General features: G+C 36.6%; 14 protein-coding genes. 10 read left to right on the top strand and 4 right to left on the bottom strand.

The annotated features are described in order from the left end of the window. Positions 1-124: 124 nt before the first annotated feature. Positions 125-598 carry a 23S rRNA (pseudouridine(1915)-N(3))-methyltransferase RlmH gene (gene rlmH / locus Q0X66_RS14860; RefSeq protein ID WP_297707736.1) on the bottom strand — a complete coding sequence of 158 codons (474 nt, stop codon included), beginning with the start codon at positions 596-598 and terminating at the stop codon, positions 125-127. A gap of 83 nt (positions 599-681) precedes the next feature. Here rlmH and nadC point away from each other — a divergent pair, with 83 nt between their 5' ends. From nadC to priA, 3 genes are read left to right on the top strand one after another with little or no spacing between them, the layout of a single operon-like run. Then, entirely contained in the window at positions 682-1539 is an 858-nt protein-coding gene (nadC, locus tag Q0X66_RS14855; RefSeq protein ID WP_297707735.1) for a carboxylating nicotinate-nucleotide diphosphorylase, read from the top strand. Next, positions 1540-2502 carry a YihY/virulence factor BrkB family protein gene (locus tag Q0X66_RS14850; RefSeq protein ID WP_297707734.1) on the top strand — a complete coding sequence of 321 codons (963 nt, stop codon included), beginning with the start codon at positions 1540-1542 and terminating at the stop codon, positions 2500-2502. A 36-nt stretch (positions 2503-2538) separates the two neighbouring features. Beyond that, positions 2539-4995, top strand: coding sequence for a primosomal protein N' (priA, locus tag Q0X66_RS14845; RefSeq protein ID WP_297707733.1), 2457 nt, complete (start codon positions 2539-2541; stop codon positions 4993-4995). On the opposite strand, the gene Q0X66_RS14840 is transcribed toward priA, so the two are convergent. Beyond that, positions 4996-5688, bottom strand: a complete 693-nt coding sequence (locus Q0X66_RS14840; protein ID WP_297707731.1) for a LytTR family DNA-binding domain-containing protein — start codon at positions 5686-5688, stop codon at positions 4996-4998. It abuts the gene before it with no gap. Between the two features lie 211 nt (positions 5689-5899). On the opposite strand from Q0X66_RS14840, the gene rpsF reads away from it, so the two are divergent. The 6 genes from rpsF to hisS all read left to right on the top strand — a co-directional run bounded on the left by rpsF (position 5900) and on the right by hisS (position 12264). Next, positions 5900-6238, top strand: coding sequence for a 30S ribosomal protein S6 (gene rpsF / locus Q0X66_RS14835; protein WP_297707729.1), 339 nt, complete (start codon positions 5900-5902; stop codon positions 6236-6238). Positions 6239-6243: 5 nt separating this feature from the next. Continuing rightward, on the top strand, positions 6244-6540 hold the full coding sequence (rpsR, locus tag Q0X66_RS14830; RefSeq protein ID WP_019668764.1) for a 30S ribosomal protein S18: 297 nt from the start codon (positions 6244-6246) through the stop codon (positions 6538-6540). 13 nt (positions 6541-6553) lie between these two features. Next, on the top strand, positions 6554-7006 hold the full coding sequence (gene rplI, locus Q0X66_RS14825; RefSeq protein ID WP_297707727.1) for a 50S ribosomal protein L9: 453 nt from the start codon (positions 6554-6556) through the stop codon (positions 7004-7006). A 98-nt stretch (positions 7007-7104) separates the two neighbouring features. After that, the gene (locus tag Q0X66_RS14820) at positions 7105-10281 is read left to right on the top strand and encodes a carboxypeptidase regulatory-like domain-containing protein (RefSeq protein WP_297707725.1); all 3177 of its coding nucleotides are present in this window, start codon (positions 7105-7107) and stop codon (positions 10279-10281) included. A 56-nt stretch (positions 10282-10337) separates the two neighbouring features. Further along, on the top strand, positions 10338-10808 hold the full coding sequence (locus Q0X66_RS14815; RefSeq protein WP_297707723.1) for a DUF6495 family protein: 471 nt from the start codon (positions 10338-10340) through the stop codon (positions 10806-10808). Between the two features lie 64 nt (positions 10809-10872). Then, positions 10873-12264, top strand: a complete 1392-nt coding sequence (hisS, locus tag Q0X66_RS14810; protein WP_297707721.1) for a histidine--tRNA ligase — start codon at positions 10873-10875, stop codon at positions 12262-12264. Here hisS and Q0X66_RS14805 read toward each other — a convergent pair. Next, positions 12244-12807, bottom strand: a complete 564-nt coding sequence (locus Q0X66_RS14805) for an NUDIX domain-containing protein (RefSeq protein ID WP_366938708.1) — start codon at positions 12805-12807, stop codon at positions 12244-12246. The genes hisS and Q0X66_RS14805 overlap by 21 nt on opposite strands. Before the next feature lie 24 nt (positions 12808-12831). Next, entirely contained in the window at positions 12832-13920 is a 1089-nt protein-coding gene (locus tag Q0X66_RS14800; RefSeq protein WP_297707719.1) for a M42 family metallopeptidase, read from the bottom strand. Between the two features lie 104 nt (positions 13921-14024). On the opposite strand from Q0X66_RS14800, the gene Q0X66_RS14795 reads away from it, so the two are divergent. Beyond that, the gene (locus Q0X66_RS14795; RefSeq protein WP_297707717.1) at positions 14025-14711 is read left to right on the top strand and encodes a DUF4294 domain-containing protein; all 687 of its coding nucleotides are present in this window, start codon (positions 14025-14027) and stop codon (positions 14709-14711) included. Positions 14712-14947 lie beyond the last annotated feature (236 nt).

Here is a 14947-nt window from a genome sequence, read left to right as displayed (position 1 = left end):
GATCTTGACAGGGATTATAATAAAGAGGTAATTAAAGCGCTCAAAAAAGTAGAAAACACTATTAAGTTTAGAGTTTTATATTAAACTACTTTTTGATATGCAGCTGATTATCATGATTATGGCATTACTTATGATGATAAGGTTCATTTCTCAGAATGGTAAATGCCCTGTAAATTTGTTCAACAATAAATAAGCGGACCATTTGATGTGAGAATGTCATTTTTGAGAGGCTTAATTGACCATTTGCTTTTTGTTTAATAGAATCACTAAAGCCGTAGGGGCCACCTATAACCAAAACCCATTCTTTAATGCCCGAATTCATTTGCTTTTGCAATTGATTGGCAAATCCTTCAGAGGTGTATTCCTTGCCATTTTCGTCCAATAAAAAAAAAGTATCCGTGCTGTCAATATGTTTCAGGATTAATTCAGCCTCCTTGTCCATTTGATCAGAAGCAGATAGGTTTTTGGTATTTTTAATATCAGGTAAAACGGCTAATTCGAATTTTACATAGTGTTTCAATCTCTTCAGATAAACATCTATCAGCTTCTGTAACTCTCCACTATCTGTTTTTCCTATTGCAAGAAGTTTTATCCTCATATATCTAAGTTATAATTTTAAGGAAATTGAATTTCTTTATTGGCATATGTTTTTACTAATTTAGTGCCCTACAAGTTGCAAAAATGATATCAGAAGAACAATTCCAAAAGGAGATATCTTTAATAATAGAAAATGCCATTAGGGAGGATATAGGAGATGGAGATCACAGTTCACTCGCTTGTATTCCGTCTAATGCATTGGGTAAGGCAAAACTATTAGTAAAGGATGAATGTATAATAGCGGGTGTTGAATTTGCCCGACAGACTTTTAATTATGTGGATAAGGATTTAAAAATGGAAATCCTATTGAAAGATGGCCAACAGGTAAATTTTGGGGATGTGGCATTTTATATAGAAGGAAGATCTCAATCTATTTTAAAAGCAGAGCGGCTTGTTTTAAATGCCATGCAGCGTATGAGTGCCATAGCTACAAAAACTAATTATTTTGTTTCACTACTTGAGGGGACCAAAACAAAAATCCTGGACACCCGGAAAACCACTCCCGGAATTCGAGCTCTTGAAAAGTGGGCTGTAACCATTGGAGGAGGAGAGAATCACAGGTTTGCTCTGTACGATATGATTATGCTGAAAGATAACCATATAGACTTTGCAGGAGGCATTACTAAGTCAATTGAAAAAACCAAGCGCTATTTAAAGGAATCGAAAAAGAATTTGAAAATTATTGTGGAAGCCAGGGATCTATTAGAAGTGGAAGAAATTCTTAAATCTACAGGTATTTATCGGATTCTTCTGGATAATTTTAGTTACGAGGATACCAAAAAAGCGGTAGCCCTTATAGGGGAGCAGAGTTTAACGGAATCCTCTGGCGGTATAAATGAGAATACAATTAGAAAGTATGCCGAATGTGGTGTTGATTATATTTCTTCAGGTGCTTTAACACATTCCGTATATAACAAAGACCTAAGTCTTAAAGCAATTTAGATGTCGGAGGAAATAGAAAGAAAACTGGACAAGATTCCTGTAGTCAATTGGCTGGTCAGACTACTTAAAAAAATTAAACTCCCGGCCTTTGAAGGACTCTCGCTCTATGATCTTGTAGAAATGTATATTACAGGTATAGTCCAGGGCGCGTTTTCAACCCGGGCAAGTTCCATTGCGTTCAGCCTTTTTGTGGCTCTTTTTCCCTTACTTATTTTTTTATTTACATTAATCCCTTTTATTATTCCCTATGTTAGTGTAGGTAATGAAAATTTTGATAGCCAATTTCTTGATTTTCTGGAATCTTTTTTACCGACTGCCACAGGCGATTATTTTGAAGTAATTTACTATCAGATAAAAGATCAGCAAAGTGGTGGATTGCTGTCTTCGGCGTTTATTTTGTCCATTTTTTTAATGACCAATGGCGTTAGTGCTATTTTTGGTGGTTTTGAAGATTCTTACCACATAAACCTAACCAGGAATTTCTTTAAGCAGTATGCCTTTGCAATGATGGTAGGATTTCTTCTTTCTGTTTTATTGATCTTTGGTGCGGTTGGCTATATATACTTTGAGTTCTATATTCTGGAATATTTAAGCGAATGGGCAGCCCAAACAAGAGGATATGATCTTTCACAAAATGATATTGTGGGAGCACGAATTGGTAAAACATTGTTTTTTATTCTCCTTTCCTATCTTACCACGGCTATCTTATACTATTTCGGTACAAGGGAAGGTAGACAAGCTAAATTCTTTTCTTATGGTGCCTTAATGACTACCTTGTTATTTTTCTTAACTTCCTTTTTGTTCGGGATTTATATCGACAACTTTTCAAGATATAACGAATTATATGGAGCCCTGGCGGGATTGTTAATCCTTATGTTTTATATATGGCTGAATTCCATTATTTTGCTACTTGGATTTGAGCTGAATGCGACGCTTAATTATCTTAGAAAAAAACATCAGTAATAAGGTTTAAGCTTAAAAAAAAGATGGTGTAATGTAATGGAAATCTATATAAATGTCATACTGCCCATTCCTTTGGAAAAGCATTTTACATATCGCATTTCTGAATACGAAGCATCGCAATTAAAAATAGGAATGCGCGTTGCTGTGCCATTTGGAAAAGCTAAACTTTATACCGCTCTCGTTGTTGAAATTCATAGCAGGCCACCCCTGGTATATGAGGCGAAAGCCATCCATGATATTCTGGATGAGCACCCTATTGTAACATCCATTCAATTGAAACATTGGCAGTGGATAGCGGACTATTATATGTGCACTCTGGGCGAAGTATTCAGAAGTGCAATTCCAAGTATTCTTTTATTGGAAAGTGAAACACTGATTTTACCAAATAAAGATGTTGTAATTGATGAAGATCTATTAAAAGACGATGAATTCCTGGTCTACGAGGCACTGAAATACCAAAATATCCTTCGCGTTAATGATATTATGGAAATTGTGGAAAAAAAGAATATTCTCCCTATTCTCAACAGACTTCTTAAAATTAAAGCTATCGTATTAAAGGAAGAAATTCATGAACAGTATAAACCAAAAATGGTACGATATGTTCGTCTGGGGCAGAGGTATAATTCAGAGGTTGAACTAGAGGTATTATTGAATTCACTTACAAGGGCACCCAAACAAAGCCAGGTCGTACTTTCATTATTTCAGCTTCAGGCGACTAAAAAAAAACCAATAAAGCTCGATGAATTAGAAATTGAAAGTAGATCGAGCCGGGCCGTAATACGCGCATTAATAAATAAAGAAGTCCTGGAAGAATATTTCATTCAAACAGATCGGGTTGCATTTAAAGGCAGGAAAGAGCTTGAGCCTCCTAAAGAATTGAATGAATACCAGGTTAAGGCATTAAAGACAATTAGACAAAGTTTTAATAAAAATAAAGTAACGCTTCTTAAAGGGGTTACCTCGTCGGGCAAGACGGAGGTATATGTGCAACTCATAGCAGAATGTCTTAGTGAGGGAAAACAGGCGTTATATCTGGTTCCGGAAATTGCGATTACCACGCAACTCATTTCAAGGTTACAGGAATATTTTGGCTCCGCTATTTCAGTTTTTCATTCCAAATATAATATGCAGGAAAAGGTGGAAGTTTGGAAGAATGTGTTAGATAATATATCAAAAGCGCAGCTAATTATTGGAGCTCGTTCTGCCTTATTTCTCCCTTTTGCAGATCTGGGTCTGATAATTATAGATGAAGAACACGAGACTTCTTTTAAACAATACGATCCTGCTCCTCGCTATCATGCAAGAGACGCTGCAATTGTACTCGGAGGCTTGTTTAATTGTAATGTGCTATTGGGTTCCGCAACGCCAAGCATAGAGAGTTTCAACAATGCACAAACGTCAAAATACGGATATGCACAAATAGACAGAAGGTTTGGAAATGTTTTGATGCCCGATATTGAATTGGTAGATATCAAGGAGCAGCATCGGAAAAAACGAATGAAGGGACATTTTTCTGAACGCCTGCTGGAAGAAATTACAGAAACACTAGACCAGGGGGAGCAAGTAATTTTGTTTCAGAACAGAAGAGGTTATGCCCCAATTTTAGAATGCACCACTTGTGGGCATTCTCCTCAGTGTCCCAATTGCGATGTGAGTTTGACGTATCATATGCATAGAAAACAACTAAGATGCCATTATTGTGGACATCATATAGCTGTTCCGAATAACTGCCTGGCTTGTGGCAGCAATACATTAGACACCAAAGGCTTTGGCACAGAACAGGTAGAACAGGAATTAAATACAATTTTTCCATCTGCCAACGTAGGCCGAATGGACCGGGACTCTACCAGGGGTAAACATGGGTATGCCAAAATTATTCATGCCTTCGAAAATGAGGAAATGGATATATTGGTAGGGACTCAAATGCTTACCAAAGGTCTTGACTTTAGAAATGTCAATCTTGTGGGAATTATGAATGCAGATGCGCTTTTGAATTTTCCGGATTTTAGGGCACATGAACGCACTTATCAATTGCTTACTCAGGTAGCTGGCAGAGCTGGACGAACAAAAAAAAGAGGTAAAGTAATAATTCAAACCTTCAACCCTTACCATCAGATACTTAAACAAGTAACCACGGGAGATTTTGATGGTATGTTTCAGGAGCAACTGTATGAAAGGGAGCAGTATAAATATCCCCCGGTCAACCGGATTATAAGAATTAGCTTTAAGCACAAGGAGTATAATAAATTAAATGAAGCCTCAGCCTGGTTTGCAAAAGCCCTGCATAATGCCAGTGAAATTGAAGTATTAGGCCCCGAATTTCCACCGGTTGCCCGAATACGGAATCAATACTTAAAACATGTTTTAATTAAAATCCCAAAAGGCGTACCTCTTCATAAAACAAAAAAAAACATCAAAAGAATTCAAAATTCTTTTGATGCCATTTCTCAATTCAGGAGTGTTCGTATAATCTATAATGTAGATTATATGTAACTAAACATTGCTTAAAGCTTCTGCCAGTTCTGTTTTTTTGTTTCTACTCAATGGAATAGACCTGCCGCTTACTTCAACATTCTTACTGTTAAATTTCTCTATCTTTTCAAGATTTACAATATAAGATTTATGTATTCGTAAGAATTTGTCTTCAGGTAACTGTTTTTCGAAAGCCTTCATTGTCGAAAGAATAACAATATTAGCCTCATCTGTAACCAATTTTATATAGTCTCCTAAGGCCTCTATCCACTTAATTTCATTCAGGATAACCTTTCTTTTCTTAAGATTGCTCTTAACAAAAATATGCTCTTCATCTTCATTCACCTTATTCATCTGCTCATACTTCGCTACTGCTCTTTTTACGGATGCATCGAAGCGAGCCATTGTAATAGGTTTATGTAGATAATCGGTCACATCATAATCAAATGCTTTTAAGGCATAATCCGGTTTGCCCGTAATTAAAATCACTTGTGGCCTGTTTTCTAAGGACTCCAATAAATCAAAACCACTGATAATAGGCATCTCTACATCAAGAAAAATCAAATCGATTTCATTATTCTTGATGCCGTTTTTGGCTTCAATAGCATTACTGTAGTCAGCGACTAGGGCTAGGTTGGGATGATTGTTAACTAATTTTGCAACTGCCATACGTTGCATAGACGAATCATCAACAACAATACTTCTTAGTTTCATAAAGGGGTTGATTTGTGGGGTTAAATCATCGACAAAGTACCGAAAAAACAAGTTTAACTGCAATAAAAGTTGTAAACATTGTTAATAATTCCGTGTAAATGGTAAACGATTATACATGTTAGGTTAAATTAGGTTAAGTTTAATTTCTATGATTCTTGATACCTATAACGAAGATTTTTTGAATTTCTTGTAATTAGAACTAATAATTATTATGAACAATTACGAAACTGTTTTCATTTTAAATCCCGTTCTATCAGATACTCAGATAGAGGAAACAGTAAAGAAATTTGAGGATTTCTTAAAGAAAAATGCGGCCAAAATGGTCGCTAAAGAAAATTGGGGGCTCAAGAAATTAGCCTATCCAATTCAGAACAAAAAGAGTGGTTTTTATCACTTATTTGAATTTACTGCTCCGGGGGAGGTAATTACACCCTATGAACAAGAATTCAGAAGAGATGAGCGTATTATGCGTTTCCTGACCGTTAAATTGGATAAACATGCCATTGTATGGGCGGAAAAAAGAAGAACAAGACTAAAAGCTAAAGCATAAGTAATATGGCATCTATAGAACAACAAGCAAAAGGTAAAAAGGACGGTGAAATCAGATATCTGACACCCCTTAATATTGAGACTAATAAGCAAAAGAAATATTGCCGATTTAAAAAATCCGGAATCAAATATATTGATTATAAAGATCCTGATTTTTTGATGAAATTGGTAAATGAACAAGGGAAGCTTTTACCCAGAAGATTAACCGGAACTTCATTAAAGTATCAGAGAAAAGTGGCCCAGGCCGTTAAACGAGCACGTCATTTGGCACTTATGCCTTATGTTGGAGATTTATTAAAGTAAAAAACAGCGGATCATGGAACTTATTTTAAAAGAAGACGTCCAAAACCTTGGTTTTAAGGATGACGTAGTAAAAGTGAAGAACGGTTATGGTAGAAACTACCTTATACCTAAGGGAGTAGCCATGCTGGCAACTCCATCGGCCAAAAAGGTACTTGCCGAAAACTTAAGACAAAAAGCGCACAAGGAGAAAGAGTTGGTAGTGATCGCCAATAAAACTGCAGATGCTCTAAAAGAACTTGAAATAAAAATCTCAGCCAAAGTAGGAGCAGCAGAAAAATTATTCGGGTCTATATCAAATATGGATGTAGCGGATGCTTTAGCTAAAGAAGGTCATGAAATTGATAAAAAGTATATCATTATCAAAGGAGGAACAATTAAGCGTGCAGGGCCTTATGATGCTCAAATAAGACTGCATAGAGACGTGGTTGTAGAATTTCCTTTTGAAGTGGTGCCTGAAAAGAAGTAAGCCAAATTGGTTGATAACTTAAAAGAGCTATGCCTGCATAGCTCTTTTTTTTTATTATTTTTATTCCTCTTATATGCGAACAACTAAACTCAAAACCAATGAAAATCACATCATTATTAAGTCTTTTTTTGCTATGTATAGGAATTACTGTTAATGCACAGGTTACCAGCTCTAACATCAGGGGATCTGTGGTTGATGATCAGGGAATTCCGCTTTTAGGGGCAAATATAGTTGCAATTCACACCCCTACAGGAACTAAGAATGGTACAGTGAGTAATGAAGACGGCAGATTTAACTTGTTAAACCTTAGAGTAGGGGGCCCTTACGAGCTAACAATTTCGTATATCGGTTTTAAAACGCAAACCCAAAATGATGTTTATTTATCATTGGGTAAAACATTTAATGTAGATGCCCAATTAGTATCTGAAAGCCAGGCACTGCAGGAAGTTACTGTAACTTCTGACAGAGGTGGAACCTTTGGAAGCGATCGAACAGGCCAGGAAACCAGTATTGGGAACAGGGAATTAACCAGATTACCCACCATTTCGAGATCAGCCTCGGATTTCACAAGACTTGATCCTACTGCATCTTCAGGTGCTTCCGGGACGTCCTTTGGTGGACGGAATGACCAATACAATAATTTTTCCCTGGATGGTGCCATCTTTAATAATCCATTTGGATTAGATGCTGCAACACCTGGTGGACAGACCAATTCTCAACCAATTTCATTGGATGCAATAGACCAGATACAAGTAACAACAGCACCTTATGATGTTACCCAATCCGGCTTTACGGGTGCATCCGTAAATGCTGTTACTAAAAGTGGGACCAATGAATTTTATGGTACAGTATATGGCTTCTTTCGAAATGACGACCTTACCGGAGGTAAAATTGATGGAGATAAAGTATTTAAAAACGGATTGGAACAAAAACAATATGGTTTAAGTATTGGTGGTCCCATTGTAAAGAATAAATTGTTCTTTTTTGTAAATTTTGAGCGCGATGAGCTTACATCCCTCGGAACAGACGGCTTTGTTCCCAATACCGGTACTGGGGAAATAAATGAAAGCAGGGTATTGGAATCCGATTTTCAATTAGTTGATAATTTGCTCCGCCAGGTGGTTATAGGTCAGGATAACGGTGGAAATGATATTTTCTATGACCCGGGGAGATATGAAGGATTTAATTTTAATCAGGAATCAACCAAAGGGATAATAAAACTTGATTGGAATATTAATGATAAAAACCGATTGGCAATAATCTATAATTTCCTCGATGCATCCAAGGGTAAACCCGCTAATAGAGATGCTATTACCTTTAGGGGCCCCAATACGCAAACTTTACAGTTTGAAAATGCCGGTTATGAAATAAATAATAAACTTCAATCCATTCAATTGGAACTTAATACTAAATTAACTGATAATACTACTAACAAATTACAAGTAGGATATACCCATTTTGACGATTTCAGGAATCCTTTCTCCACACCGGCACCGAGTATTGTAATCTTGGATGATACAGGGAGTTCAAATTATATTATTGGAGGTCATGAGCCCTTCTCTATAAATAATACTCTCGACCAAAAAGTTATTCAGATAACCAACAACCTAAACTATTTTCAGGGAAATCATACATTTACTATTGGTTTTTCCTTTGAAAAGTTTGAATTTGATAACTCTTTTAACTTAGGTGCATACGGTGCTCAGGGAGTTTTCTTTCCAACCACGACTATAACAGATTTTCCGGATTTCGCAAGTTCAGGAGCACTTCAGCAATCCTTTGATGACGCCATTGCTACTAATAATGCGTTTAACGCTGCCGGAGTCGGAAATCCAGGTGGATGGGCACTTGCAGAAACCAATGTGGGTCAGTTATCCTTTTATCTGCAGGATCAATGGGATATAAAAGAAAATTTCAAGCTTACTTATGGCATTCGTTTTGACAAGCCATTGTATTTTGATACTTCAGAAAAAATCAGGGAAAACATAGAACGAAAAGGCGGTGCAATGGGAACTTATATGCCATCAATCCAATATTTTGACCCGGAAACTAATGAACCTATATTTCTTGATTCAGAAAAATTACCTACAAATAAAGTATTGATCTCGCCAAGGGTTGGGTTTAATTGGGACGTTAATAGTGACAAGACATTGCAAGTCAGAGGAGGAACAGGAATGTTCACAGGAAGATTTCCTTTCGTATGGCTTGGGAACCAGGTACAGGGTGTAGACTTTTTCTTCTATCAGTTGGTAGATCCAGATTTCAGATGGCCACAGGTTTGGAGAACAAACGTAGGTGTTGACAAACAATTTGAAGATGGATTAATTTTAACAGCAGATGTATCATATACCAAGGATATTCATGCGGCTCATGTTCAAAACTGGGGTCTTAGCTCTCCTTCACTGACATTAAATGGAGTGGATAACCGGGCGGTGTATTCAAACGATGATAAATCGCAAGTTTTTGGAGGACCTACAAATGCTTATGTGTTTACTAATTCCGATCAAGGAAGAATATGGAACGCCTCCGTAAAAGCTCAAAAAACATGGCTCAATGGTATATACGCGATGGCAGCTTATAGTTTTTTAAATGCAAAAGAAGTAACCTCTATAGATGCTGAGATCACTGGAGATGCTTTTGCAGGAAATGCCATAGTTGGTGATGCTAACAAAGACGTGCTTTCTTTTTCAAGATATGGTGATACTCATAGGTTTATCGGGGTTTTCTCAAAAGGATTCTCCTCAGGGACTACCGTTTCAGCATTCTTTGAATATGCAAAAAGTGGACGTTATAATTATATTTATGGAGGAGATATCAATAATGACGGATCTAGTATAAACGACCTGCTCTATATTCCAACCGCATCGGAAGTAACCCAGATGGCCTTTAGCGGCACGGGACAGGCTGAAGCCTTTGAAGCATTTATTCAACAAGATGATTACCTAAGTGGTCGAAGGGGTCAATATGCTGAGCGTTATGGTGCCTTAGCCCCCTGGAGAGGAACTTTTGATGTAAAGGTTTTGCAGGATATTAAAATTAACGACAGAAACAAATTCCAGGTAAGTCTTGATATTCTTAATTTGGGCAATCTAATTAATTCTAATTGGGGTGTTGTACAGGCACCCAATTTTGACCAGTTAATGGGTGTAAGTGTTGATGATACCAATACACCAACCTATACGTTCGATCCAAGTAGAAATAGTACTTTTGGAGCTGTTACAGCAGAAATTTCAAGATGGAGAATGCAAATAGGAGTTCGCTATTTATTTAACTAAAAAGGAAGTATTCTAAAAAGGCCGCAAATAACTTGCGGCCTTTTTATTTTTGTAAAATGAAATATACAAGATTAACCAAACAGCAATTGGAAGAATTGCATCAGGAGTTTATCAATTTTCTGGCCACACAATCCATCACTCAAGAGGAATGGGAAACGATAAAGGAAACGAAACCTGAGGTTGCTGAAGAGGAACTGGACCTATTTAGTGATCTTATATGGGAGGGTGTGCTGGGAAAAGTGGGTTATTTAGAGAATATTTCCGCTCAGCATATGCATTTGTTTCATTTGGCTGAAAAGGAAATGAAACTGATTTCTGTAAAAATATTAAACCCGGATATTGATTTAAGTACTTCTCTTGGTTTTAATTGGTTTAAAAAGAACTGGCAATCAGATTTTGTTGAATACCTCAATGCTTCCAAAGCATATACGGAGGATAAGAATCTGGATAAATTTAAACTTATACAGGAAGGTGCAGTTATTACCAAAGGAGAATTATACCAATGGTTTGATAATATTATTGGATAATATTAGACATCCATCTTAGACAGCTTTGTACAAACAATTATATTTGCAGCAGTTAGCATAATTTATGGCACAAAAACCATCCATACCAAAAGGAACCAGAGATTTTTCTCCTGCTGAGATCGAAAAGCGAAATTTTATTATTCAAACCATTCAAAAACATTTTAAAAATTTTGGATTCCAGCCTATAGAAACACCTGCTTTCGAAAACTCGGAAACCCTTATGGGAAAGTATGGTGACGAGGGTGACAGGTTGATTTTTAAAATTTTGAATTCAGGTGATTTCATAAGCAAGGTAGATGACGATACCTATAATTCCAAAAACTCAAAAGAGCTTACCCGAAAAATTTCGGATAAAGCGTTGAGATATGATCTGACAGTACCTTTTGCAAGATATGTGGTAATGCATCAGAATGAAATAGATTTTCCATTCAAGCGCTATCAGATTCAACCGGTATGGCGTGCAGACAGACCTCAGAAAGGTAGGTTCCGGGAATTTTATCAGTGTGATGCTGATGTGGTTGGTGCCAATTCCCTTCTTCAGGAAATTGAGTTCATTCAATTATATGATGCCGTTTTTACAGATTTAAGTTTAAAAAAGGCAACTATAAAACTGAATAATCGAAAAATTTTATCCGGCATTGCCGAGGTTATTGGAGAAAAACAGCGCCTGGTAGACTTTACTGTAGCGCTTGATAAACTGGATAAGATTGGCAAAGAAGGTGTTATAAACGAAATGTTGAATAAAGGAATTTCTCCCAAAGCTATCGAAAAGGCGCAACCGCTCTTTTCACTTTCCGGCACAAATTCTGAGCAACTCGAACAACTTAGAATCTTTTTGAAAGATTCTAAAGAAGGAAGTAAGGGGGTTGAGGACCTGGCCTTTATTTTAGACGCATTAGATGAATTGGGATTAAATTCTGCTCAACTTACTTTAGATGTTACTTTGGCAAGAGGACTTAACTATTACACAGGCACTATTTTTGAAGTAGCCCCTCCTGCTGAAATAAGTATGGGATCTATTGGTGGTGGTGGACGTTATGATGATTTAACCGGGATTTTCGGGTTAAAGGATATGAGCGGAATTGGAATTTCCTTTGGGTTGGATCGAATATATCTGGTTATGGAAGAATTGGGCCTCTTTCCGGATAACATCGGCCAGGCATTAGACATATTATTTTTGAATTTTGGTGCGCGGGAGGCTATGGCGTCATTAAAATTAATTGGAAAGCTAAGAAAAGAAGGGGTTAAGGCCGATCTTTATCCGGATTCTTCCAAAATGCAGAAGCAAATGAAGTACGCAAATAAAAGGAATGTACCTTTTGTTGTAATCATTGGTGATCGCGAATTGGCAGATAATTCTTTTGTGGTCAAAAACATGTCTAAAGGAGATCAGAAGACTTATGACTCCTCAGATATTAATGAATTTCTCCAGGATTTAAAGTTGTTCCTTAATTGACTTAATAATTGTTTTGTAATATTCTGTACTATGCGGAACATATTTTGCAGTATTGGCTAAACCCCAAACTTCTTCGGCAAATTTAATCAAGGGAATCATTGTTAAAGCTTCAACCTCACTATCTTGTTTTTTCAAAGTCCTAAAGGGAACCTTCAAATCACATATAAATGTATGGTGAAATTCATTATCTATGAGATCTTTGCCGTGATACTGACTCGATTTAAATACTCCGATTTTAATAAGATCTTCTTTTGCTATGTTCAATCCAATTTCTTCCTCAACTTCCCTTATTGCTGCTTTGTAGATTTCTTCTCCGGCACCAATATGCCCGGCAACAGATACATCCCAAAGCAGAGGGTGTGTATCCTTGGATTTCCCTCTTTGTTGTATCAGTACTTCCCCACTTTTAGTATAAAACCATATATGTACCGTGGGATGAAAGACGCCATGCCGATGTGCCGCAGATTTTAAAATAGTCTTTCCGGTAAACTCCCCTTGTTCATCCAGTCTATCTATAAGTTCATCCATATTCTGATTGCACAAAATGTATTTATTTAGGAGACTGAGTTAATCAAAGTAGCTGAATGTTTCCCCGGATTTTATATTTAATAAGGTTTCGTAAATTAGTCGAATTACATTTTCCACATCATCCCTATGTACTGTTTCAACGGTAGTGTGCATATATCTCAAGGGCAGAGAAATAAGAGCAGATGCCACTCCGCCATTGCTATAAGCGAAGGCATCGGTATCTGTCCCTGTAGATCTGGATGCTGCCATGCGCTGAAATGGGATCTTTTTGGCTTCGGCGGTTTCAATTATTCGTTCTCTAAGCTTATTCTGAACAGCCGGAGCATAAGAAATTACAGGTCCGGCACCCAATTCTGTATGCCCTTGTTTTTTCTTATCGATCATAGGTGTCGTTGTATCATGGCACACATCGGTAATGATCGCAGCATTCGGACGTATGGTTTGTGAAATCATTTCCGCACCTCGAAGACCAATTTCCTCCTGTACTGAATTAGTTATATAGAGTCCAAAGGGCAATTTTTTCTTATTTTCATGTAAAAGTCTGGTAACTTCAGCTATCATAAATCCACCCGCTCTATTGTCAATTGCACGGCATACATATTTATCATTATTCAAGACCTGGAATTCATCCGGATATGTTATAACACAGCCCACATGGACTCCCATTTTCTCTACCTCTTCTTTATCCTTTGCCCCAATATCAATAAAAATATTATCTAATTTAGGAGGTTCTTCTTTAGCACGGTCTCGAGTATGTATAGCGGGCCATCCAAAGATACCTTTCACAATACCGCTTTTAGTATGAATATTTACCCATTTCGAAGGAGCAATTTGATGATCACTACCACCATTGCGAATAACATAGAGGAGTCCGTTATCTGTAATATAGTTAACATACCAGGAAATCTCATCAGAATGCCCTTCAATGACAACTCTGTATTTCGCTTCCGGATTAATAACTGCAACAGCGGTTCCGTAAGTATCGGTAATAAATGTATCAACATAGGGTTTCACATAATTCATCCACAATTTTTGACCTTCCCATTCATAACCTGTAGGGGACGCATTGTTAAGGTATTTTTCAAAAAAAGCCAATGATTTTTTCGTGATAATCTTCTTTTCACTCATGTACTTAGTATTTGAATACAAACTTAACAATATTCACTTTTATTTAGTAATGCAGTCCAATGTTTATCATTAATTTTGGCAAGAAATTTGCAATCTTGATTTTCGTGAAAAAGTGTTTTTATCTTATTCTTATTTCTCTTACTGGCTATATTGGGAATTCCCAGATAAAAGAGAGACCGTTGGATTCTATTGCTGAAAAATTGATAATCGTTGAGGGCGATTCAATTTTTAAACAATCAATTGCCCTGGAAGAGGTATACATTTTTGGAAGATTGGAGTTTTCATCTTATCAGGACAAGTTGAAATATTATATTCTGCGCAGAAAGACTTTTAAGGTATACCCTTATGCAAAAATGGCATCGGAAAGGTTGGAAGAGCTCAATGATAGTTTGTTGAAAATTAGATCAAAACGGAAAAAGAAAAAGTATACAAAACAATTACAAAAATTTATTGAAGGAGAGTTTTCTGAGGAATTAAAAAAATTGACACGCACTGAGGGACAGATTTTGGTAAAATTGATCTATAGGCAAACAGGAAATACAACTTATGGTTTGGTTAAAGACTTGCGTAGTGGATGGCGTGCTTTTTGGTACAATACAACCGCCAAAATGTTTAAGATAGACTTAAAAAAAGAATACCACCCGGAAAGCATACACGAAGATTACCTTATTGAAGATATCTTACAGAGAGCTTTTGCGGCTAGTCAGCTGAAGCGGCAGGAATCTGTTTTGGATTATGATTATTCTTTATTAACTAATAAATGGAGCAAGACAGAAAAGGAAAAAAAATAGTTGCAGTTAACGTTAAAATAACGTAGCTTTATAAGCTTTTTTTGTTATAAATCTTGGAGCAAAAAGCTAGTAATAAGTACATTAAAAATTGAGGTTAAAATTATTTCATAAAAATACCTGAAATTTATTTTTAATTTAAAAAAGTGCTTTATATTTGCACCCGCTTAGCTGAGCAGTAGCATTGGTTAAGTTTGGAATTAGAATGTAAGAGCTACGGAATACAGAAGTTCATTGAC

Origin of the sequence: uncultured Eudoraea sp. (assembly GCF_947260015.1) — a bacterium.
Taxonomy (GTDB): Bacteria; Bacteroidota; Bacteroidia; order Flavobacteriales; family Flavobacteriaceae; genus Eudoraea.
Note: the sequence above shows the minus strand (reverse complement) of the source record. Positions and strands in the feature narration are given on the sequence as shown.